The following is a 22,690-nucleotide window of genomic DNA, read 5'->3' on the forward strand; positions in this document are numbered from 1 at the left end:
GACGATCAGGCTATCCCTCCAACGCGGCAGGCTATCCCTCCAGCGCTGCCAGCACCCGGTCGGCGACGTGCGCGTGGCCCAGCGACGTGGGGTGGACGGGTGCGGCGCCGGTCTCCACGCCGAGCAGGTCCACGTACCGGGTGGTGGCAGGGGAGCACATCGAGTGGCCGGGCTCGTCGGGGATCACCACGGTGACTCCGTTGCGTTCGGCTGCCGCCCGGACCACGTCGTTGAGGTCGTGCTGGAATCCGCGCATCTTGTCGCGCTCCTCGCGGGTCGCTGCCAGGAACGGCGAGCAGGCGGGGGAGGACACGATCTCCTCGTCGCTCTCCGGCACGGCCGCCAGGTAGCCGGTGGTGATCACGCGGGCCTCGGGCGAGCGGCGGGCGATCTCCGCGTAGACCTCGTCCATGTGGGAGTCCAGTTCGGCGAGAGCGGCGGAGGCCTGGCGGTCGATCACGTCGGAGCAGCCGGTGGTGGTGTCGAATTCCTCGGCGAGGCCCTGCGTGGCCACGTCGACGACGGGCACCAGCGGATCCGGCGTGTTGGTGCGGACCGCGCACGCCACGATCACGGCGCCGAAGCCCACGTCGTTGCCGCCGATCGACACAGAGACCAGGTCCGTGTCCTCGGTCAGGGCGTCGAACTGGGCGGGCACGCCCTTGTCGGGCGCCCAGAAGTCATCGGTGACCGCCCCGCCACAGGAGGCGTTGACGAACGTCCCCACGCCGAGTTCACGCGCGACGACCGCCGGGTACGCGTCGTCGGTCCGTACGCATGACACCGGCCCGGCACTCCACGCGCCCGGTGAGATGCGGCCCACCGCCGCGTAGGAATCGCCCAACGCCACGTAGCGGGACGGACCCGTCCCCTCGCCCTCGGTGACGCCCGGGCCCATCCCTTCGCCGCTCACCTGACCCACCACGTTCTGGCCCACCGCCTGCGCTGATCCGCCGACCTGCTCGGCCATCGACCCGGCCATTGGAGGGGCCGGCGGGATCGGGGGAGCGGCGGCGGAGGAGGGTGCGAGCGGAAGCGTGGCGACGAGGGTGGCGGCGGCCGCGAGGACTACGACCGGGGTCATGCGGCCCGCCGGACGAGAGGAACGCGATGTGAACATGTGCACACTCTCGCACGGACACCCCGCCCACGGGGTGGGGTACGTCGTGCGGGCCGCGCGAGGCCCGGGTCAGTCGACCGGCGGCTTCGACGGCAGCCGCACGACCTGGCCGGCGTAGGACAGGCCCGCACCGAAGCCGATGCACAACGCGATGTCGCCGGGCTGGGCCTGGCCTTCACGCAGCATGGTCTCCATGGCCAGCGGGATCGATGCGGCGGAGGTGTTGCCGGTCTGCTCGATGTCGTTGGCGATCGCGACCGTGTCCGGTAGGCCCAGGTGCTTGGCCATGGCCGAGTTGATGCGGCCGTTGGCCTGGTGCGGGACGAAGGCCTGGATCTCTTCCGCGGTCACCCCGGCCGTCTCCAGCGTCTCGGCGCACACCTTCGACACCTGCACGGCGGCCCAGCGGAACACCTTGGACCCGTTCATGGTGAGGAAGGGCTGACGGACGTCCTCGGCGCCGGAGTCGACCTCGTCGACGTAGGCCTTGAAGTCCTTGGTCTGGCTGATGGCGCTGCCCTGCTCGCCGTCCGAACCCCACACCACCGGGCTGACGTCGTTGGTCTCGGCCGGGCCCACCACGACCGCGCCGGCGCCGTCGCCGAAGATGAACGAGGTGTTGCGGTCGGTGAAGTCGATGCCGTCGCTCATCTTCTCCACGCCGATCACCACGACGTACCGGGAGGCGCCGCCGCGGATCATGTTCGTCGCGACCGCAAGGCCGTACCCGAACCCGGCGCAGCCAGCGGTGAGGTCGAACGCGGCGATGCCGTTGCGTCCGAGGTTCGTGGCCACCTGGGGCGCGGCGTGGGGCACCTGCGTCCAGTTGGTCGACGTGCACAGGATGACCGCGTCGACGAGCTCGGGGTCGATCCCCGCCGAGGCCACGGCTTTCCTGGCCGCCTCGGTCGACATCATGACGATCGACTCGTCGCCGCTCGCGAAACGACGGTTGAGGATCCCGGACCGCTCGTAGATCCACTCGCTGGTCGAGTCGATCGTCTCGCAGATCTCCTCGTTGCTGACGACGCGCTCAGGGCGGTACGCGCCGATACCCAGCAGGGTGGAGCCGGGCGCGCCCTTGCCGGTCGCGATGGTCACGGTCTCGTTGGAATCCGCCATACGGATGTAGCTCCTCGTTGGTGTGCGGTTCGGGATCGGGTCACGCTGGCGCGGCCCGTCACGATACTTCCTCGCAACAGTACTGCGGTCGGTGAGAACATCGGCGCATACGACCGCGACGTTTCGCCCCCGACACCGGCCACCCCCGTGGGCGCCCCGCTCAGCCGCGGGCGAGCCCCTCGAGCCACTCCCGCCAGCGTGGCGCGTCCCAGGTGGGCGTGACGTCCACCGCGGCGGCCCCGAGCGGGCGGCCGTCGCCACCGGGGGCGTCGACGTACTCGAACACCCGCACCGCCAGCGCGGCCCGGCCGACCGCGTCCTCGTGCGACTCGCCGGCGGGGAAGGCGAACAGCTCGAGCATGCCGTCGGCCGGCGCCGAGAGGATGAGCGTCCGCGAGGCCTCGGACCCGATCGCCACGATGCCGCCCACCTCGCCGGACCTGGCGACCACGCCACCGTCACCCGGGTTCCCGCCTACGCCCGAGGCCGGGGCGATGAGCGCCGCCGTCACCCGGGCCCACAGCTCCGGCACCGTGGCCTCGACCGGATCGGTGGCCGCGTCCACGGTCACCACCCCGTCGGCCGGGCGATGGGTCAGCCGGTGGGCCAGCACCGTCAGCGCCTGCACCCACCCGTCGACACTGCCGTCCACCGACTCCTCCGCCAGTTGCCCGCCGGAGCCGAACCCCGACCGCAGGGTGAGCACGCTGCCGCCCTCGCCGTCGTCGACCACCTCACACGACGTCTCCCACGGCGGCACCGGGACGCCCTCGCCCATCCAGTCCCGCTCGGCGTAGGAGAACAGTCCGGGGACGCTCCCTGCGGGCGGCGTGTAGACGGTGATCTCGCCGACCGTCGCGGTGAGCATCGCCTCGGCCGCGGCCTCCGGGCCGGTCGTGGGATCGGGGGCGCCGGGGTCGGCGAACTGCACGATCCGGCCCCCGACCTGCGGTTCGAGCGCGCACGGCACGAACCAGGAGGAGATGCCCTCGCCGGTGGCGACCGCGTCCCACACCACCGCGGGCGCCACGGGCAGCGGCACCCGGCACGCCACGCGCCGACCGCCGTACTCGGTCTCGATCCCCGCCGTCACGTCGTACACGGGCGTACTCCCCTCACCGGTCCGCTGCTCTTGCCGCGTAACGCTACCGGCGCGCCGGTCGGACGTAGGGTGGCGGTCGTGAGTGCGACGACCCGGACCGGAGACGGTGGCGACAGTGCCCGGCCCGGAACCACCGGGTTCGCCGCAGCCGGGCCCGGTTCCGCCCGCGGACCGATCACCGCGACCGCCCTGCTCTTCGCCGCCAACGGTGCGATCTTCGGCGCCATCGTGCCCCGGCTGCCCGACCTGAAGAACGCGCTCCACCTGGGGCCGGCCGGATTCGGCCTGGCCATGGCCTGCTATCCGGTCGGCGCGCTCGTCGGTGGCCTGCTCACCCCCGCGGCGATGCGGCGGCGTTCAGACGGGGCGGTCGCGGTCGCGGCGATGGTCGTGGCGTCGGTCGTCGCGGCGCTCGTCGGCTTCTCGCCCGTCGTGGCCGTGTTCGCGGGATTGCTTCTGCTGTTCGGGCTGACCGACGCGATCACCGACGTGGCGATGAACGCCCACGGGATCCGCGTGCAGTCGCGTCACGGCAGGTCGCTGATCAACCGGTTCCACGCGGTGTGGTCGCTCGGTGCGGCGCTCGGCGCGGTCGGGGGATCGGTGGCCGCGGGCGTCGGCACGCCGGTGGTGGGGCAGATGATCGTGGCGGGAGTCGTCTGTGCGCTCGCCGCGCTGGTCGCGCTTCCCCTCCGGCTGGGGCCGCCGGTCGCCGAGGACGACTCCGGCCGCGACCTCGACACCAAACTCCCGTCTGCGGCGCCGTCTCCCGCCGACCAGGGCGTCGCCCGCCGCGTCCCGGTCGGGCGCGCGCTGCTGCTCCTTCTCGCCTTGGGGGTGCTCGCCGGATGCGCCACCCTCGTCGAGGACTTCGCCCAGACCTGGTCCGCGCTCTACCTGCGCGAGGTCGCGGCAGCGGGCGCCGGCCTGGCGGGTCTCGGGTTCGTCGCGGTGCAGGGCACCCAGCTCGTCGGACGCGTCACCGGTGACCGCCTGGTCGAGGGGTTCGGCGCGGCGCACGTCGGCCGGATGGGCGGGGCGTGCGTGGTGCTGGGCTCGGGTGCTGCGCTGGTCGCGTCGTCGCTGCTCGACGGCCCCGCCCTGCTGATGGTCCTGCTCGCGGGATTCGCGCAGGCCGGGTGGGGCATCGCCACAGTGATCCCGGGTGCGATGGTCGCCGCCGACTCGGTGCCCGGCCTGGCTCCCGGCGCGGGCCTGGCGGTGCTCAACTGGGTCCTGCGACTGGGCTTCCTGGCCTCCCCGCCGCTCGTCGGTCTCATCGCGGAGCATGTCGGGATGCGCTGGACGGTCGTGCCGATGCTGTTGGGCGGAGTGCTCATCGCCGCGCTCGCCGGGCCGCTGCTCGGCCGCCACACGAGGGGAGATCGACGTGGATGACCGGGTGTTCGTCAAAAGGGGCTCCCGCCACGGCCCCGACTTCTTCCGCCACGAGGCCGCGGGTCTGGCCTGGCTCGCCGCGGCCCCCGGCGGGCCGCGGGTGGTCGAGGTGATGGGGGTCGACGACGACGAGATCACCCTCGAGAGGGTTCCCGCGGGTCGCGCGACGACGCGGGCGGCTCTGCGGTTCGGTCGGTCGCTGGCGACGATGCACGATGCGGGCGCTGCCGCCTGGGGCGCACCCGCGGACGGCTGGGCGGGCCGGTGCTTCATCGGCAACCGGCCCCAGGAGTGTGCGCCCACCGGGTCGTGGGGCGAGTTCTACACCGAGCAGCGGGTCCGGCCGTTCGTCCGGATCGCGGTGGACCTCGGCGTCCTCGGCGGCGCCGACCTCGCCGTGGTCGAGCGGGCCTGCGACCGCGTCGCGTCCGGCGAGCTCGACGATCCCGACGACGTCCCCGCCCGCATCCACGGCGACCTGTGGACCGGCAACGTCCTGTGGACCCCGGCGCGGGCCGGCGGGGAGGGCGGCCCGGAGGGGAACACCGAGGCGGTGCTCATCGACCCCGCCGCACACGGTGGCCACCGCGAGACCGACCTCGCGATGCTCGCGCTGTTCGGCGCCCCGCACCTGGACGAGATCCTGCGCGGGTACGACGAGGCGCACCCGCTTCGAGAGGGCTGGCGCGACAGTGTCCCGCTCCATCAGCTGCACCCGCTGGCCACCCACGCTGCCGGGCACGGCGCCGGCTACGCGATCGCGCTGGCCGACGCCGCCCGGCAGGTGCTGCGGCGCTAGGCCGGTCAGCCCGCCGGGCTGACCCGGAAGACCTGGTCCCGGTTGTCGGCGTCGGAGGTCGTCACCAGCAGCGAACCGTCGGGCTCGGGCGCCAGGGACCGCAGGCGACCGAACTCGCCCTCGAGCAGCACCGACCCATCGACGACCGAGCGACCGTCCTCGCCGAGCCGGAGCAGGACCAACTTCTGTGTCTTGAGGTTGGCCATCGCCAGCGCACCCTCCCATTCGCCCCACTCGGGTCCGAGGAACTCGATGTCGGCGGGCGCGAGGGTCGGGGCCCCGGAGGACCAGACCGCCTCGATCGCGTCCGGGAACTCCTCGGTGTCGGTCATCGGCACATTCTGGTTGTACTGCCCCTCGATGTTCGGGTTCCAGCCGTAGTTCCCGCCGGACTGGAGGAGGTTGACCTCATCGTCGACGTCCGGGCCGTGCTCGGCGGAGTAGACGCGGCCGGAACTGGGTTCGATCGCCAGCCCCTGGACGTTGCGGTGTCCGATCGTGTGGATCACCGAGTCGGAGTCCCCGGCCGGGGTGCCGTCGGGGTCGATGTGCAGGGTCTTGCCGGCCAGCGAGTCGAGGGACTGTGGGCCGGTCGGGCCGTAGGTGTCTCCGGTGCCCACGTAGATCGACCCGTCGGGGGCGGCGAGTAGACGGCAGCCGCTGTGGATGCCCTCGGCTCCCAGAGGCATCCCGGTGAGGGTGTCCCGGGCCTTGGTCATGGTGGTCCAGTTCTCGTCGACCGTGAACGTGGTGATCCGGTTGTCGCGCTCGCCGCCGGCCGATCGCGACCAGCACACGTGGATCTCGCGGTTCTGCTCAAAGCCCTCGTCGACGGCCATACCCATCAGTCCGCTCTCGGACTGGCGGAACAGGCCCGGCAGGTCGATCGACACGGTGCGCTGCTCTTCGCCTGGGCGCTGCACGAGCATCCGGCCACCGCGCTCGCCGGTGAGGAGGGTGCCGTCCGGGGCGCGGACCACGTCCCAGGGGATGTTGAGCCCGTCCATGACGACAGCGGTCTCGACGGCCGGGCCCTCGACGATCTCGACGTCCGGTCCGGCACCGATGCCGGGGGTCGGCGGGAACAGCAGGCCAGGCGGGATGGAACCCGTGTCCACCGAACCGGCCCCGAGGGAGCCGAGCTGGGCGGATGCCACGGCAGGCAGCGCGAGAGTCACGGCGGTGGCCGCGGCGGCGAGACCGACAGCGGTTCGGGCGCGGGAACGGGCGGCTGCGCGGGGCGCGCGAGGAGTGGAGCTGTACGGCACGGAGGTCCCCCTGGAGTGTGGCGTCAAATGTGGTGCGGCACACAACCTAGGGGAGATGTGGCACCGGTGGTACCGGACCGGACCGGACCGGACCGGCACCGATCCGGGTCCGGGGCCGGGGTGTCAGCCTGCTGCGGGCCGGACGCGCAGGACCATGTCCTCGCCACCACCGTTGGAGGTGGTGACGAGCAGGGTTCCGCCGGGCTCGGGCGTGATCGATCGCAGGCGTCCGTACTCGTCGCGCAGGATCGTCGCGGTCGCGGTGACCGAGGTGCCGTCCTCGGACAGCGCCATGAGGACGATCTGGCTGGTCTTGAGCATGGCCACCGCCAGGGCGCCGTCCCACTCGCCCCACGCGGGGTCGTCGAGGAACGCGATCCCGCCCGGGGCGAGTGTCGGGTCCCCGGATCGCCACGCTGCCTCCACCGCATCGGGGAAGTCGCGGGTGTCGGTCATCGGAACGTCCTGGTCGTATCGGCCGCCGGCGTTCGGGTCCCATCCGTAGTTGGACCCGGCGAGCACGAGGTTCACCTCGTCGTCGACATCCGGCCCGTGCTCGGCGGCGACGATCTGGTCCGAGTCCGGGCGCAGGGCCAGCCCCTGCACGTTGCGGTGGCCGTACGTCAGGACGGGGGAGTCGCCGATGGTGTCGTCGGCCGGCTCGCCGTCGCGGGTGATGTGCAGGATCTTGCCCGAGAGGACGCCGAGGTCCTGGGGCGCCGGGCCCGTGAACGCATCCCCCGTTCCGACATAGAGGGTGCCGTCCGGGTGGACGAGGATGCGGCAGCCCGAGTGCAGGCCTCGGTCGGACAGCAGGATGCCGTCCACGAGAACCCGTGGCGACTCGAGGGCGGACCAGTCCTCGGTGGCGGTCCAGGCGGTGACGCGGTTGTCCCTCTCCTCGGCAGAGGAATGGCAGGTGTAGACCTCGCGGCTGGTGACGAAGTCCTCAGCCAGCGCCATCCCCATCAGGCCGCTCTCGCCCCGGTCGTACACCTCGCCGAAGTCCGCTTCGACCGTGGACCGTTCGCCGCCCTCACGGATCGCGTACAGGGTGCCCGAACCCCGCTCGCCGGTGACGATGACGCCGTCCGGGTCGCGGACCACGTCCCACGGGATCGTCAGCCCGTCTGCGACCGTCTCCACCTCGACGGCGGGGCCGGGCGCGGGCGGGCGTCCGGAGGCCTGCGGTCCGGCCGGGCTGCTGCTCGCCGCGTCGCCGGCGTCCACGCCGTCCCCGTCGCCGGTCGTCGAGCAGGCGGTGAGCGAGACGACCATCGTCGCTGCCACGAGGGCGGCCAGCCGGGCGAGTGTGCGAGGGGATTCGGTGCGGTGCACAGCTACTCCTCGGCCGGGGTGAGGGGATCCGGTAGGGCTCCCCCTTGCGGTCGAACCTATTCGACGCGCGGCCCGCGCAACACCGGATCTCGGCCTGGCGGGTCCGACCCGCCGGACCCGGCCTGGCGGGTCCGGCCCGTCGTCGAGAAGAGCGTCCCGCACACCTCCCTCTCGGGCGACGTGTGCGGGACGCTCTTCTCGACGACGGAGCCCGGTCGGGCCGCGTGCCGGGTGGGGCTAGAGCTCCTCGATGCTCGCTGTCGCGTGCACGGTTCCCAGCTTCTTGGGGTTGCGCACGGTCAGCGACCAGGCCGGGTCGCCGGCCCCGCCGCGGCGCGCGTAGATGCCCAGCTTGGCCGGCAGGATCACGGGCTTGCCGAACTCCACCGAGTAGCGGACCCGCTCCGGGATGCCGCCCTCGACCGTGCCGAGCAGGGTGGCGGCGGTCCACATGCCGTGCGCGATGACATTGGGGAACCCGAACGCCTTTGCTCCCACCTTGGACACGTGGATGGGGTTGCGGTCACCGGACACGGCCGCGTACTCGGCGATCTGCGCCTCGGACACCGACTTCACGACGGTAGGATCGCCGATCTCTGCGGCGGTCGGCGGTGCGGGCTTCGGCGGGCGCGGGGCGTCCTTGGCGGGGCCCAGCGAGGTCCGCCGCTTCGAGAGCAGGCCCGACCGTTGCACCCAGGCGGGCTCGTCGTCGCCGTCGGTCCTGATCTCGGTGACCACGTCCAACAGCAACCCGGCCGGATGCTCCCGCAGGTTCTCCGCGTGGGCGCGGATGTTCAGCTCGTCTCCGACCCGCAGCGCGCGGCGCGATTCGATCTCGTTGGTCAGGTGCACCGAACCCATGGCCGGCACCGGGTAGTCCGGGTCCAGCATGAGCTGCATGCTCAAGGGGAACGCCAGCGTGAACGGGTACGTCAGCGGCAGCTCGTCGGTCAGGCGGAGGCCGCACACGCGCGCGTAGGCGGCGAGGTTCGCCACGTCCACGCGCACGCCGGTGACCTCGACGCCCTTCGACGGCATCGACTTGCCGTCACGGGAGCCGCCGACGACAGGGAGGGCGCCGACCGCGGCCTTGCCGTACTGGCCGAGCAGGTTGGGGATCGCAGGAAGCTTCGTGTATTCCATCGTCAGATCACGCGCCCAGCAGCGACTGGCCGCACACGCGGACCACGTTGCCCGTGACCGCCGACGACGCCGGGCTGGCGAAGTACGCAATGGTCTCGGCCACGTCGACCGGCAGGCCGCCCTGCTGCATCGAGTTCATGCGGCGACCGGCCTCGCGGGTGGCGAAGGGGATCGCGGCGGTCATCTGGGTCTCGATGAAGCCCGGGGCCACGGCGTTGACCGTGATCTTCTTGGAGGCCAGCTCGGCGGAGGCGCCGTCCACGAACCCGATGACGCCGGCCTTCGAGGTGCCGTAGTTGGTCTGGCCGCGGTTGCCCGCGATCCCAGCGATCGAGGAGATGCCGATGACGCGCGAGCCCTCGCCGAGGATGCCCTTGTCGACCAGCTCGGCGGTGATGCGCTCCGGCGCGATGAGGTTGACGGCCATAACGGCGTCCCACCGGGCCGCGTCCATACCGGCGAGCGTCTTGTCGCGGGTGATGCCGGCGTTGTGGACGAGGATGTCGATCGTGCCCTCGTGGCGGTCGGTGGCGTGCTTGGCCAGCACCTCGGCGGCGTCGGCGGCCGTGACGTCCAGCGGCAGCGACGTGCCGCCGACCTTGTTGGCGGTGGCGGCGAGCGACTCGCCGGCGGCCGGGATGTCGCAGCAGATCACGTGCGCACCGTCGCGGGAGAGCACGGCGGCGATCTCCGCGCCGATGCCACGGGCGGCACCGGTCACCACGGCGACCTTGCCCTCGAGCGGGCGGTCCCACGACGCCGGGGCGGTGGCCGCACCGGCTCCGACACGGAAGACCTGCGCGTCGACGTAGGCCGACTTGGCCGAGAGGAGGAAGCGCAGCGTGGACTCGAGTCCCGACGCGCCGGTGTCGGCGTCGGCGGAGACGTACACCAGCTGCACGGTCGCGCCGCGCTTCATCTCCTTGCCGAGCGAGCGGGTGAAGCCCTCGAGCGCGCGCTGGGCGATGCGCTCGTCCACCGAACCGGTCTCGTCAGGGTTGGTGCCCAGCACGACCACGCGGCCGCTCGCGGCGACGCGGCGGATGACCGGGTTGAAGAACTCGAACAGCCCGTCGAGGTCCTCCGGGGAGCGGATGCCGGTGGCGTCGAAGACGAGGCCGGCGAACTTGCCCTCGGCGTCCGCGCCGACGAGCTCGTAGTCGCCCTGGAGCATCTCGCGGACCGGCTCGACGAGGCGACCCTCGCCGCCGACCAGTACGGGGCCGTGGAGTGCGGGCTCGCCGGCCTCGTGGCGGCGGAGCACCTCCGGCTGCGGGAGGCCGATCTTGCCGGCGATGAAGGAGCCGGGGACCGAGGTCACGAACTGGGAGTAGAGGTCGAGGTTGCCCTGTGCCATGGCGATCATCTCCTGGAGAGGTGCGGTAGTTCGGGGTCGACAAGTAACTTACTGCTGAGTAACAATACTCGCCAAGGCCGCGTTCCGGGCCATCGGAGAAATCAGCACACGGGAGTGACACACGTGACCACCAGTCCTCGCAAGGTCGCCATTGTCGGCGGCAACCGAATCCCCTTCGCGCGCTCGAACGGCAAGTACGCCGACGCGTCCAACCAGGACATGCTCACCGCCGCCGTCGACGGCCTTGCCGCACGCTACAACCTCCAGGGCACGCGGCTCGGCGCCGTGGCCGCCGGTGCGGTGCTCAAGCACTCCCGTGATTTCAACCTCACCCGCGAGGTCGTGATCGGCTCCGTCCTGGACTCCACCACCCCGGCCTATGACCTGCAGCAGGCCTGCGGCACCGGCCTCGCCGCCGCCGTCCAGGTCGCGGACCAGATCGCCATGGGCCGCATCGAGTCCGGCATCGCCGGCGGCACCGACACCACCTCGGACGCCCCGCTCGCCGTCAACGACGACCTCCGCAAGATCCTCATCAAGGTCTCCGCGGCCAAGTCCAACATCGACCGGATCAAGCTCCTCGGCGACATCCGCCCGCAGGCGCTGGCGCCCGAGCAGCCGCAGAACGCCGAGCCCCGCACGGGCCTGTCGATGGGCGAGCACGCCGCGATCACCGCCCGCGAGATGGGCGTGACCCGCGAGGACCAGGACGAGCTGGCCGTGACCAGCCACAAGAACCTGGCCGCCTCGTACGATTCCGGCTTCCAGGACGACCTGGTGACCCCGTTCCTCGGTGTCGCGCGCGACGACAACATGCGTCCGGACTCCTCGACCGAGAAGCTGGCCACCCTCAAGCCTGTCTTCGGCAAGCGTGACGCCGAGGCGCACGGCACCGAGGCCACCATGACGGCCGCCAACTCGACCCCGCTCACCGACGGCGCCTCCGCGGTCCTGCTCGCCAGCGAGGAGTGGGCAAAGGAGAACAAGCTCCCGGTCCGCGCCTACCTGGTGGACTCCGAGACCGCCGCCGTCGACTTCATCCACGGTCACGACGGCCGCACCCCGGACGGCCTGCTCATGGCACCCACCTACGCGGTGCCGCGCCTGCTCGAGCGCAACGGCCTGACCCTGCAGGACTTCGACTACTACGAGATCCACGAGGCGTTCGCCTCGCAGGTCCTGGCCACGCTCGCTGCGTGGGAGTCCGAGGAGTACTGCACCGAGCGTCTCGGGCTCGACAAGGCTCTGGGCTCGATCGACCGCAGCAAGCTCAACGTCAACGGTTCCTCGCTCGCGGCCGGCCACCCGTTCGCCGCGACCGGCGGACGCATCCTCGCCGCCACCGCCAAGCTGCTGGAGCAGAAGGGGTCGGGCCGCGCGCTCATCTCCATCTGCGCCGCCGGCGGCCAGGGCGTCACCGCGATCGTCGAGCGCTGACCACTTCCTGAGCCAGACGCTTCCTGAGCCAACGGCATCCTGACACGTCCCTGACCGGCCAGTCGGCACCACCGACGGGTCCGGAACCGTATCCTCGAGACACAAAGTCCACGGGCGATCCCCGTGGACCGGTGCAGCCCCCGCGCCCGGCGCGGGGGCTGCACTCCTCAGTAGCGTTCCGTCATAGTGGACCAGTAGCGGGGTCCGACGGGACACCTTGTCGGCGACCCGCCCGGGTCAACGTCATCGCCCGTGAGGAGCGTGAGAGCTCGTGGACGAGTCCACCACCAACGACGCAGGTCCGGCACGGCCCGTCGAGATCGAGGGTGTGGGCCCGCGGCCGGTCGAGTCGGACCGACGACGGTACCGCGTGCGCACACGCTGGATCTACACGGCCGTCGGCATCTTCATGGGACTCGCCGTCCTGTACGGGTTTGACCTGGTCCACAGCATCGGCCGCGTGCCGCGTGGAGCCGAGGTCGCCGGTATCGAGGTGGGCGGCATGCGGACCGCCGACGCCGAGCAACTCCTCATGGCCGAGCTGGGGCCGAAGGTCGACGAGGAGGTGGACCTGCGCGCCGGGGTGGTGACGACGACGCTGGATCCCGAGAAGGTCGGGCTGTCCGTCGACTGGCAGGGCACCCTCGACCGCGTCGGCGAGCAGCCGCTTAACCCGTTCACGCGTCTGATCAGCCTGTTCTGGTCGCATGAGGTGGGGATCGCCAGCGTCATCCCCGATTCGCGCCTCACCGACTTCCTCGAGAAGCTCGCCCTCCAGGCGGATTTCGAGCCCCGTGAGGGCGCCATCTGGTTCGACCGCGATGAGGTCAAGTCCGCCATCCCGCTGGACGGTCAGCGCATGGAGATCGAGAAGTCGCGCGACGCCGTGTTGGAGCACTGGCTCGACGACGACGGCGTGGACCTGGCCGTCCAGTTCACCCCCACCGAGACCGACGCCGGCGAGGTCCGCGCCCTCATCCGCGACGTGGCCGAGCCCGCCGCCTCCGAGGACGTGACCCTGCTGGCCTCGCAGCTGCGGCCGGACGGCACCGAGCCGCCGCGCCGCACGCTCACCACTCGGATGCCTGTCCCGCCGCCCGCGCCCGGTCAGCAGCCCGTCGTGCCGTCAGAGCGCGAGATCTCGATGATCTCCCGCGACGACCCGGACGCCGTCCCGGTGGTGTTCCCCCGCGAGCGAATCGGCGAGTACCTGACGTTCGTGCGGAACGGTGCAGACCTCGAGCCACGGTTCGACGCCGAGGCCGCCAAGGGGATCCTCGAGCCGATGCTGGCCGAGACCGAGCAGGACGGGAAGGACGCGACCTTCTCCTTCAGTGGCGACACCGCGACCGTCGTACCGGCGGTGAAGGGACGCAAGATCGAGTGGGGGCCGCTGCTCGGCGCACTGCCGGGCCAGCTCACCGACGCCGACGGCCCGCGCGTGATGCCCGTCAACTACGTCGGCCGCGACCCGGAGCTGAGCACCGAGGAGGCCGAGAAGGCGGGAGTGAGGTCGCCCGTCGGTGAGTTCACCGTCGCGGTGGGCGCGAACGGCACCGCCCAGTCGATGATCGCCTCGCTCGCCGGGCAGTTCATCCCGGCCGGGGAGTCGTTCTCCCTGTCCTCGCTGACGGGGACGGCCTCCGGCGACACCTCCGCCGACGCGGTGGCGACGGCGTTGTTCAACGCCGCGCTGGAGGCGGGCGCGCAGGATATCTCCAGGTCGGGGAGAGGGGTCGACGACGAGGCCTTCCCCGCCGGTCGGGATGCCACCGCCTCGCGCGACGTCTCGTTCCGTAACGCCCAGGGGACCGCGCTCGTGATCGACGCCTCCGGCAACGGCAGCTCGGTGACGGTCAAACTGTGGGGCACGCCCGAGTATGACGTCCGCTTCTCGACCTCCCCGCGGACCGATATCCGGCGTCCGGACGTCCGCGTCGTGACCTCGGAGGGCTGTACCCCGTCGCCAGGCGAGGACGGGTACTCGATTTCTGTTACTCGCGTCGTCACTCGCGGGGAGGACAGGGTCTCCTCCGACACCTTCTCGTCGACGTACGCGCCGGTCGACGCCGTCGACTGCCGTGCTCCGGAGGCGCGGCCGGAGGAGGAGGGAGACCGGCCTGCTTCCCCCGAGGGACCGCCGCCGCTGGAGATCCCGGGCATCCCGCCGATCCAGCTGCCGGGTATCCCGGGCCTGCCGCCCATCCCCAGGTAACCGAGGTAACCGGCCAGCCCCAAATGCACCACAGCCCCAAATGCCGAAATCCGCTACCCTCCCTCCGGATCCGCTACCCGTATAGGGGTAGCGGATCCACAGGGGGAGTAGCGGATTCCGTGCGGCTGATCAGGCGTGGGGCTGGTCAGGCGTGGCGCTGATCGGCGTGTGGCTGATCAGGCGTGGGGCCTGATCAGAACGCGGCCTCGTCCAGCTCCATGAGGTCGTTGCCCATGCCGGCGACGATCCCGCGGGTGGCGGTGAGCAGCGGGAGCTCGTTTGCGGCGAACCAGCGAGCGGCCGCGATCTTGCCGTTGTAGAAGGCCTTGTTGTCGTCGTCGGCACCCTCGAGGGCACCGAGCGCGACCTCCGCGCCCTCCAGCAGACGCCAGCCCATGACCAGGTCGCCGAAGCCCATGAGCACGCGCACCGACGCCAGGCCGATGGTGTAGAGGCGCTTCGGGTCGTCTTGCGCGCCCATGAGGTGCTCGAAGCAGGTGGCGATCATGGCCTCGACATCGGCCATGGCGGTCGCGAGGAGCTCGCGCTCGGCCGACAGCTGGCCGTTCGAGGCGTCGTTCTCCAGGAACTTCTTGATCTGCGCCGACACGTGGCCGACGGCCGTGCCGCGGTCGCGGGCGATCTTGCGGAAGAAGAAGTCCTGGGCCTGGATCGCCGTGGTGCCCTCGTAGAGCGAGTCGATCTTGGCGTCACGGATGTACTGCTCGATCGGGTAGTCCTGCAGGAAGCCCGACCCACCGAAGGTCTGCAGCGACTCGGTGAGCAGCTCGTAGGCCCGCTCCGAACCGACGCCCTTGACGATCGGCAGGAGCAGGTCGTTGACGCGGTGGGCCATCTCGGCGTCCGCGCCGGAGACACGCGCGGCGATGCTCTCGTCCTGGTGGGCGGCGGTGTACATGTACACGGCGCGCAGGCCCTCGGCGAACGCCTTCTGACGGATCAGCGCGCGGCGGACGTCCGGGTGGTGCGTGATGGTGACGCGCGGGGCGTTCTTGTCGGCCATCTCGGCCATGTCGCCGCCCTGGATGCGCTCCTTGGCGAACTCGAGCGCGTTGAGGTAGCCGGTCGACAGGGTGGAGATGGCCTTGGTGCCGACCATCATGCGGGCGTGCTCGATCACGTCGAACATCTGGCGGATGCCCTGGTTGAGCACATCGCCGCCGACCATCCAGCCCTTGGCCGGAACGCCGTGGCCACCGAAGGTCACCTCACACGTGGTGGAGACCTTGAGGCCCATCTTGTGCTCGACACCGGTGACGAAGACACCGTTGCGCTCGCCCATCTCGTTCTTCTCGAAGTCGAAGTGGAACTTCGGGACGAAGAACAGCGACAGGCCCTTGGTGCCGGGGCCGGCGCCCTCGGGGCGGGCCAGCACGAGGTGGAAGGTGTTCTCGAACATGTCGTCCGCGTCGGCCGAGGTGATGAAGCGCTTGACGCCCTCGATGTGCCACGAGCCGTCGTCCTGCTTGACGGCCTTGGTACGGCCCGCGCCCACGTCGGAGCCGGCATCAGGCTCGGTGAGGACCATGGTGGCGCCCCAGCCGCGCTCGACGCAGGTGGCGGCCCACTTCTTCTGCTCTTCGGTGCCGTTCTCGTACATCACGGCGGCGAAGGACGGGCCGGCCGAGTACATGTAGGCGGCCGGGTTGGCGCCGAGCATCATCTCGCCCGCGCCCCACACCAGGCTGCGCGGGGTCGGCATGCCGCCGAGGTCCTCCGGCAGGCCCATGAGGGTGTAGCCGGCCTCGTACCAGGCGGCGAACGACTTCTTGAAGTCCTCGGGGATCGACACCGTGTGGGTCTCGGGGTCGAAGACCGGCGGATTGCGGTCCGCGGAGGCGAAGGACTCGGCGACCGGTCCCTCGGTCAGCGTCCGGATCTCGGCGAGGATGCCCTTGGCCGTCTCGGTGTCCATGTCGCCGAACTCGCCGGCGTCGAGTGACTCGTTGATCCGCAGGACCTCGAAGAGGTTGAACTCGAGGTCCCGGAGGTTGCTCTTGTAATGACCCATTGCGGTGTTCTCCGTTCGGAGTGCGGTGTCGTGGTGACGGTGGTGCCGGACGAGTCGGTGCTGGTCGTGGTGGCGACCCGGAACCTACTGGCCGGTAACAAGACAGATGCTAATGCGTTGTCAGCAATGAGTCCAAGGTGAGGAAAGGCTCTGATTCCTGCGGGTATGCCCTCGGCCTCGTGCGGGACGGCGTCTGTGCTGGTCGTGAGATGTCATCCGGTGGGGCAGAATCAGCCTATGGCCGACATCCAGCTCCGGGTACCGACTCCGTCGTCTGTCGTGGGGGCGGCGTTCCGCGTCGTCGAGTGGGAGCTGAAGATGGCCAGGGAGTTGATGCTCCTGCCCGCCCGGATTCTGGCACTGCTCGCGGACGCCGAACAGATCGTCGCGCAGGTCAACGCCCTCCTCGGCGAGGTCAACCGGATCATCAGGGCGATCGACACGATCGCCGCGGATGCCGCCGACACCGTCGACGGGGTCCGCACCACCGTCGCGACCGTCAACGTCGTGGTGGGGCGCGTCGACCGTACCGTCGGCACGGCGGAGGGCCTCGTCGAACGAGTGGACAGCACCGTGGTCGAGGCCGAAGCGCTGGTCGACCGCGTGGGGACCACCGTGGGAACCGCTGAAGGTCTGGTCGCCCGCGTCGGTGACACCGTGACCACCGCCGACGGCCTCGTGGTGCGCGTCGGCGCCACGGTCGACACCGCCGAGGGACTGGTGACCCGCGTCGGGACAACCGTCGGTTCGGCGGAAAGTCTCGTCGAGCGGGTGGGCGCCACCGCCGAGGAGGCCGCCGGGCTCGTCCTGAGGGTCGGCGAGACCGTCACCACCGCCTCGGGCCTCGTCCTCCGCGTCGGCGAGACCGCCGACACCGCGGACGGTCTCGTGGTGCGCGTCGGTGAGACCGTCGAGTCGGCGGAGGGCCTCGTGGAGCGGGTGGACGCCACCGTGGGCGAGGCCGCCGGCCTGGTCACCAGGGTCGGGGACACGGTCGACACCGCCGACGAGCTGGTCCTGCGCGTGGGGGACACGGTCACCACAGCTGACGGCCTGGTCCTGAGGGTGGGCGAGACGGTGGAGACCGCCCAGGGTCTGGTCGTGCGCGTGGGGGACACGGTCGTCCGCGCGGACGACCTCGTGGGACGCGTCGCCACCACCGCCGACCAGGCGCGGACCCTGGTCACGCGCGTCGACGGGACCGTCGACGCCGCCTCGGGACTCGTCGAGCGCGTCGGCCTGACGGTCGAGGTGGCCGACGGTCTGGTCGACTCCGCCGGCGGGCTCATCGGGCGTGTGGATCCGCTGCTCGATTTCGCCGAGTCCACCCTCGCCCCGGTCAAGCCGGTCGTCGAGGCGCTCCTCGCCGACACCGAGCTCTCCCCGGAAACCGCCCGCCACGTCGCGACCCGACTCGCCGAGGTCCTGGTCTGGGCGGACAAGACCATCACCGCGGTGGAGCCGATCGCGGACGGCATCCTCGACTCGATCGACCCGGGCGAGATCCGGGCGCTCGCGAGCATGATCGATCAGCTCCCCGCGCTGGCCACGAGCCTCGAGAACGATGTGATCCCGGTCCTGGCCTCTCTCGACACGGTCGCCCCCGAGCTGCACCAGATCCTCGACGTGGCGCAGAAGTGCCTCGATGCCGTCGCCGGAATCCCGGGGTTCCAGCTCCTGCGCCGCCGCGGCGGGGAGAGCGGGAAGTCGCTGAACTAGGCGCCCGGAGCTAGGCGTCCGCGCCCGTCGCGGTGGTCGGGGTGAGGACCGCGCCGCCGAGCAGGTGACAGGTGGTCAGCGCGAGCTGGGTGTCCATCCGACGCTCTCCCGGCGCGCGCCCGAGTTCGTCCTCGGCCTTGGTCAGCCGGTACTTGACCGTGTTGCGGTGCAGGAGCAGCCGGGCCGCGGTGTCGGAGTAGTTCTCCGCCGATTCGAGGAACACCCGGATCGTCTCGCGTTGCCGCGCGGCGTCGGCGGTGTCGCGGGCCAGGGGGCCGAGCACCTCGCCGACCCAGCGCCGGGTGGCGGGCAGGTCCTCGGCCAACCGGGCGACGATCGGGATGCCGTCATCCGCGTACGAGACCACGTGGGCGGCGGGCACCGTGGAGACCCGCGCGATCGTGGCGGTACGCGCGGCCTGGGCGCGGGTGGTCCGGAACCCGTCGATCCCCGCCGCGGGGGCGCCGAAGGCGATGCGGGCCTGAGGGGCCGAGGTCACGACCGGCGCAATGCTCGACGTGTGTAAAGGGGGACGACGACGAGCCCACCCGAACCACACCTCGGCCGTTGCCCTGTCGGTGAACACGGTCAGGGGCGTCGAGCCCACGCGGAGTTCCTCCGTCAGGTGGCCCACCACGCTGGTGAGCACTCGTTCCTGGTCGCGCGCGGAGCCGTAGTCGTCGATCCACACCCGAGCGCCGAGGTGGAGCTGGTCCAGCCGGTACCCGGTGGTGGAGGCGAACGTGGCGAGATCGGTGAACTCGCCGCTCAGGGCGCCGCTCACCACGGTGTTGACGGACCGGGCGGCGCGACTGCGGGAGGACTGCAGCTCGTCGTCGTACGCCGCCATCACCGTTCGCGTGATCTCGTCGACGTACTGGTACAGCCAGCCGGCCAGATGATGGAAGAGCGGGAGTTGCTCGTGCGACTCGCAGTCGATCTCCCGGACCCCGTCGAAGATGTGGGCCAGGAGATTGTCGGACCCCACGTGATAGGCACGCCGCAGGGAGGCGCTCGGGACCTCGGAGCGGGCCAACTCCACCGCGTACCGGACCGCCTCGGGCACGGGCGGAAGGTCGTGCGGCGCCTGCGACCGGGCGAGGAGGTGGACGATGACCTCCACGTTGTTGCGCACGCTCGCGTGGAGGGACGCGCGGGCGTAGTCGTCGTCCAGTTCCCCCACCGCCCCCTCGATCGCGGCGGACATACTCTCGCTGATCTCGTCCGTGCGCGTACTCAGGCGCTCCCCGATCCGGCTGGCGAGTTCCCGGAGCCGCTCCGGGTCCTGAGGGCTGGTGATCAGCATGGCGTCATTGTCGCCCGGCGGGCTCACAGTGCATCGAGATACAACAGGGCCGACCGCGCGGCGTTCCAGCCGGCCATCCCGTGCGCGCCGGCGCCCGGAGGCGTAGCCGCCGAGCACAGGTACACGCCGGGGATGCCCGCGGAGTACGGGTCGAGCGCGACCCGCGGACGGAAGACCAGCTGGAACGGGGTGTTGGCGCCGGTGACGATGTCGCCGCCCACGAAGTTGGGGTCATACGCCGCGATCTGCCACGTGGACTTGGGCACCGCCATGCGGATCCGATCCCGGAAGCCCGGGGCGAAGCGCTCGATCTGGCTGATGATCGTCTCGGTGGCGTCACCGGGCCACCCCGCGGGGACGTGCGCGTACGCGTCCACCGGGTGGATCCCGTCCTTCGCGCGGCCCGGCTCGGCCGCGGACTGCTGGCCCACGAGGATGAACGGACGCTCCGGCATCTCGCCGCGGACGACCCGCCGTTCCGCGTCGGCGATCTCCGCCAGCGAGCCGCCGACGTGCACCGTCCCCGCCCGCCGCGACGGCTCGTGGGTCCACGGGATCCCGCCCTCGACGGCGAACGCCACCTGGAACGCGGCCGGGCCGTGCCTGAACCGGCGGTAGGCGCGGGCCACGCGCGGGGGGAGGGCGCTGCCGAGGATGTCGGCGGCGGCCGAAGGGGAGGTGTTGAGCATGAGCAGGTCGGGGTGGCCGAGCTCGCGGTGATCAGTGACCCGGGCGCCGGTCTCGATGCGACTGCCTTGTTCGGCGAGGCGAGCGGCCATGGCCGAGGTGATGGAGGCGGAGCCGCCGGCGGCAACGGGCCACCCGTAGCGGTGCGCCGCCGTGCCCAGTGCGACGCCGATCGCCGACGACATCACCGAACCCAGCGGACGGAACGCGTGTGCCGCGACGCCGGCGAACAGCGCTCGGGCCTCCTCGGACTCCCAGCGTCGGGCGAGAAGCGCGGCGGGCATCGCGGAGTACGACCCGAAACGGGCCAGGGCCAGCGGGTGCCGGGGGAGGTGGAGCAGGGGTTGCAGGAACTCCTCGACGATGCCCGGGAAGCGCTCGGTCAACGGGCCGAACATGCGGCGATACGAGGCACCGTCGGCGCCCAGTTGCGACGCGGTCTCGTCCACCGACGTCCAGACCGCCGCGCCGCGACCGCCGTCCAGCGGATGGGAGTACTGGACCTCCGGGTGGAGCCAGCGCAGGCCGTGGGCCGCCAGGTCGAACTGTCGACTGAAGCCGGTGTCGACGGCCAGCGGGTGGAACCCCGAGCAGTGGTCGTGCAGCAGTCCCGGCAGAGTGAGCTCGCCGGACCGCGTGCCGCCGCCGATGGAGTCGGATGCTTCCAGAACGGTCACATCGACCCCACCGGCGGCCAGTGTCAACGCGGCGGCCAGACCGTTGGGTCCGCTACCGACGATGAGTGCAGTGGGCATGGGATCAGTTCTATCCCACGGTCGTCTCGTCGCGACCGGACACGACGGACCGATCGGAGCCGGAGACCTCGACCCCGGCGTGGGCGCCCGGAGTGTTCGGGACGTCCCCCGAGGCCCGCTCGGCGGCGGGCAGGTACTCCGGGTGACGCCACGTCACGGTGTACGCGATCGGCCCGTTCGGGAGCCAGGGCTGCTCGGCCACCACGTCGCGGACGTCGTAGTACCCGCGCTCGACCACGCCCAACGCGGCGTCGATGACCCGGTACTCGATGGTCTTCTTGTGGAGCGGCTGGGACTCGGTCCAGACGCTGATGAACTCGCCCGGCTCGAAGTTGCAGCGCTTCTGCACGGCGGCGATGGTGCGCTCGTCGAAGAGGTGGCCGTCGCCGAACTGCCAGCCGTTGAAGAAGGTGCACATGACCTCGCCCTCCCGGAACCGGTAGTTCTCCATGCTGTCCAGGACCGACGGGAAGATCGACATGTGTCCGCGACCCTGCGTGTTCATCATGCGGAACGCAGTGGTCTTCTGCAGGAACATCTCGGCACCGGCCTCGCCGAACAGTGCCGAAAGCTGATGCTTCGGCGAGGTCATGGAGGTGACGAAGTCTGGGTTGTCAAGCTTGGCCTCGCACCCGTTGTTCCGGAAGGCCATGGTCGAGTTGGCCCAGTTGCCCGCGTACTGGCGCATGGACATGAGGAACGAGATCTTGTCGGGCATGAAGTTGCCGAGGATCGGCAGTGTCAGCGTGAGAACCGCGGCGACGATCGGGACCCAGGGGCTGCTGGCGTCCCACAGGGCGTAGCCGTCGCCGGCGAAGAAGCCCAGGAACACGATCGGGGTCGCGAACACGTAGAAGAGGTTCCACTCCTGCGGCATGGCCAGGGCGAACATCGAGTAGATGAACACGTGGAAGCACATCATGAACAGGGCGGCCAGAACCGCGACGGTCCAGTTGGTGGTGAACAGCAGGATGAGCGGGACCACGAATTCGACGAACGTGCCCAGGACGTGCGCGGCGAAGAACGCCACCTTGGTGGGCCTGAGGTCGTTCGGTGCGTCCTTGTAGAGGGACCGGCGCAGGGCCTTGGACTTCATCACCGGCGCATTGGTGAGCATGGTCTGCACGGTCGGCGTGAAGTGCACCCCGATCTTGGACAGGAACGCGCCCCACCACACGGCGAACATCGCGATCTTGGCCACGATGATCATGTCCGTGGCGCCCAGGCTCGACATGGTCAGCACGCCGAAGCCGAGCATGATCACCGAGTACTGCTCGGGACGGGAGGCGAGGTAGGTGATGCGGTCGCGCAGGCCCATCACGGCCTGGATCGCGACGTAGGCGATGAACGGCCACGCGGGCACGAGGCCGGCCTCGCTGTAGGCGGCCGCGGTCTGCTGTCCGGGGAGCACCAGGCCCAGAACCAGCACGCCGAGCATGGAGACGTACAGCATCACGTCGATCGCGCGACGCTCGTCGCCCTTGGTCAGCGGGACCTTGTCGCCCCACGGCGGCAGCCGCAGGGTGCCGGTCCGCATCCAGTAGCGGTAGCCGGCGGTGTTGGGCTTGAACTTGAACGCGAGTGGGCCCCACGATTCGTTGAACCCGGTGGCGGACCAGAGGATCACCCAGATCATGGCCTTCTGGTAGACGATCAGCTCGCCCCACCAGGCGCCGAGGTCGGTCAGGGGGAGCCCCGGCGTGGAGAGGCCGATCGCGAGCCAGCCGCCGATGAAGAAGAACAGGCCCTTGATGAGGTACATCGAGTGCATGATCTTCGGCGCGCCGAAGCCGACCTCGACCCAGTGGTGGGCGAGGAGCCGCATGCGCTCGAAGACGGGGATCTCTTCGAACTTCTCCGGGTCGATATCAGGGATATCTGCGGTGAGGAAT

16 protein-coding genes are annotated in these 22,690 nt (G+C 70.8%); 5 read left to right on the forward strand and 11 right to left on the reverse strand.

Annotation, left to right across the window (positions count from 1 at the left end; genetic code table 11):
- Window positions 1-31: 31 nt before the first annotated feature.
- The 3 genes from OPF83_RS05400 to OPF83_RS05410 all read right to left on the reverse strand — a co-directional run bounded on the left by OPF83_RS05400 (window position 32) and on the right by OPF83_RS05410 (window position 3,344).
- The gene (locus tag OPF83_RS05400) at window positions 32-1,120 is read right to left on the reverse strand and encodes an SGNH/GDSL hydrolase family protein (protein ID WP_264886193.1); all 1,089 of its coding nucleotides are present in this window, start codon (window positions 1,118-1,120) and stop codon (window positions 32-34) included.
- A gap of 69 nt (window positions 1,121-1,189) precedes the next feature.
- Complete coding sequence (locus OPF83_RS05405) at window positions 1,190-2,242, reverse strand: beta-ketoacyl-ACP synthase III (RefSeq protein WP_264886194.1); 1,053 nt, start codon at window positions 2,240-2,242, stop codon at window positions 1,190-1,192.
- A 160-nt stretch (window positions 2,243-2,402) separates the two neighbouring features.
- The gene (locus tag OPF83_RS05410; protein ID WP_264886195.1) at window positions 2,403-3,344 is read right to left on the reverse strand and encodes an SRPBCC domain-containing protein; all 942 of its coding nucleotides are present in this window, start codon (window positions 3,342-3,344) and stop codon (window positions 2,403-2,405) included.
- A gap of 78 nt (window positions 3,345-3,422) precedes the next feature.
- On the opposite strand from OPF83_RS05410, the gene OPF83_RS05415 reads away from it, so the two are divergent.
- A complete protein-coding gene (locus OPF83_RS05415) occupies window positions 3,423-4,742 on the forward strand; it encodes an MFS transporter (protein WP_264886196.1) in 1,320 nt (439 codons plus the stop codon).
- A complete protein-coding gene (locus OPF83_RS05420; RefSeq protein WP_264886197.1) occupies window positions 4,735-5,541 on the forward strand; it encodes a fructosamine kinase family protein in 807 nt (268 codons plus the stop codon). Before OPF83_RS05415 ends, OPF83_RS05420 begins: the two co-directional genes overlap by 8 nt.
- A 5-nt stretch (window positions 5,542-5,546) precedes the next feature.
- Here the strand turns inward: OPF83_RS05420 and OPF83_RS05425 are convergent, their stop codons facing one another.
- The 4 genes from OPF83_RS05425 to OPF83_RS05440 all read right to left on the reverse strand — a co-directional run bounded on the left by OPF83_RS05425 (window position 5,547) and on the right by OPF83_RS05440 (window position 10,647).
- Entirely contained in the window at window positions 5,547-6,809 is a 1,263-nt protein-coding gene (locus OPF83_RS05425; RefSeq protein WP_309297741.1) for a sorbosone dehydrogenase family protein, read from the reverse strand.
- Between the two features lie 123 nt (window positions 6,810-6,932).
- On the reverse strand, window positions 6,933-8,087 hold the full coding sequence (locus OPF83_RS05430) for a PQQ-dependent sugar dehydrogenase (RefSeq protein WP_375546215.1): 1,155 nt from the start codon (window positions 8,085-8,087) through the stop codon (window positions 6,933-6,935).
- Window positions 8,088-8,384: 297 nt separating this feature from the next.
- A complete protein-coding gene (locus OPF83_RS05435; protein WP_264886200.1) occupies window positions 8,385-9,290 on the reverse strand; it encodes a MaoC/PaaZ C-terminal domain-containing protein in 906 nt (301 codons plus the stop codon).
- 7 nt (window positions 9,291-9,297) lie between these two features.
- Entirely contained in the window at window positions 9,298-10,647 is a 1,350-nt protein-coding gene (locus OPF83_RS05440; protein ID WP_375546209.1) for a 3-oxoacyl-ACP reductase, read from the reverse strand.
- Between the two features lie 123 nt (window positions 10,648-10,770).
- On the opposite strand from OPF83_RS05440, the gene OPF83_RS05445 reads away from it, so the two are divergent.
- Together OPF83_RS05445 and OPF83_RS05450 are read left to right on the forward strand one after the other, a co-directional pair.
- Window positions 10,771-12,084 (forward strand): acetyl-CoA C-acetyltransferase, encoded by a 1,314-nt coding sequence (locus OPF83_RS05445; protein WP_264886201.1) that lies wholly within the window; start codon window positions 10,771-10,773, stop codon window positions 12,082-12,084.
- 271 nt (window positions 12,085-12,355) lie between these two features.
- Window positions 12,356-14,299, forward strand: a complete 1,944-nt coding sequence (locus OPF83_RS05450; protein ID WP_264886202.1) for a VanW family protein — start codon at window positions 12,356-12,358, stop codon at window positions 14,297-14,299.
- A gap of 193 nt (window positions 14,300-14,492) precedes the next feature.
- Here OPF83_RS05450 and OPF83_RS05455 read toward each other — a convergent pair whose 3' ends face one another.
- Window positions 14,493-16,331: an acyl-CoA dehydrogenase gene (locus OPF83_RS05455; protein WP_264886203.1), complete on the reverse strand. Its 1,839-nt coding sequence runs from the start codon at window positions 16,329-16,331 to the stop codon at window positions 14,493-14,495.
- A 237-nt stretch (window positions 16,332-16,568) separates the two neighbouring features.
- On the opposite strand from OPF83_RS05455, the gene OPF83_RS05460 reads away from it, so the two are divergent.
- Entirely contained in the window at window positions 16,569-18,050 is a 1,482-nt protein-coding gene (locus OPF83_RS05460; protein WP_264886204.1) for a collagen-like triple helix repeat-containing protein, read from the forward strand.
- 10 nt (window positions 18,051-18,060) lie between these two features.
- On the opposite strand, the gene OPF83_RS05465 is transcribed toward OPF83_RS05460, so the two are convergent.
- The 3 genes from OPF83_RS05465 to OPF83_RS05475 form a co-directional block, all read right to left on the reverse strand.
- Entirely contained in the window at window positions 18,061-19,356 is a 1,296-nt protein-coding gene (locus OPF83_RS05465) for a CdaR family transcriptional regulator (RefSeq protein WP_264886205.1), read from the reverse strand.
- Between the two features lie 23 nt (window positions 19,357-19,379).
- Complete coding sequence (locus OPF83_RS05470; RefSeq protein WP_264886206.1) at window positions 19,380-20,798, reverse strand: NAD(P)/FAD-dependent oxidoreductase; 1,419 nt, start codon at window positions 20,796-20,798, stop codon at window positions 19,380-19,382.
- Between the two features lie 10 nt (window positions 20,799-20,808).
- Window positions 20,809-22,690: DUF3556 domain-containing protein (locus OPF83_RS05475; protein WP_375546210.1), on the reverse strand; the 1,882-nt coding region annotated here is incomplete at its 5' end.

This window comes from Dietzia sp. NCCP-2495 (assembly GCF_026011735.1).
Classification (GTDB): Bacteria; Actinomycetota; Actinomycetes; order Mycobacteriales; family Mycobacteriaceae; genus Dietzia.

Coding starts and splice junctions, on each gene's coding strand:
- OPF83_RS05465 (WP_264886205.1), bottom strand. CDS start 19,356: ATGCTGATCACCAGCCCTCAGGACCCGGAGCGGCTCCGGGAACTCGCC.
- OPF83_RS05455 (WP_264886203.1), bottom strand. CDS start 16,331: ATGGGTCATTACAAGAGCAACCTCCGGGACCTCGAGTTCAACCTCTTC.
- OPF83_RS05435 (WP_264886200.1), bottom strand. CDS start 9,290: ATGGAATACACGAAGCTTCCTGCGATCCCCAACCTGCTCGGCCAGTAC.
- OPF83_RS05430 (WP_375546215.1), bottom strand. CDS start 8,087: ATGGTCGTCTCGCTCACCGCCTGCTCGACGACCGGCGACGGGGACGGC.
- OPF83_RS05405 (WP_264886194.1), bottom strand. CDS start 2,242: ATGGCGGATTCCAACGAGACCGTGACCATCGCGACCGGCAAGGGCGCG.
- OPF83_RS05470 (WP_264886206.1), bottom strand. CDS start 20,798: ATGCCCACTGCACTCATCGTCGGTAGCGGACCCAACGGTCTGGCCGCC.
- OPF83_RS05400 (WP_264886193.1), bottom strand. CDS start 1,120: ATGTTCACATCGCGTTCCTCTCGTCCGGCGGGCCGCATGACCCCGGTC.
- OPF83_RS05440 (WP_375546209.1), bottom strand. CDS start 10,647: ATGGCACAGGGCAACCTCGACCTCTACTCCCAGTTCGTGACCTCGGTC.
- OPF83_RS05460 (WP_264886204.1), top strand. CDS start 16,569: ATGGCCGACATCCAGCTCCGGGTACCGACTCCGTCGTCTGTCGTGGGG.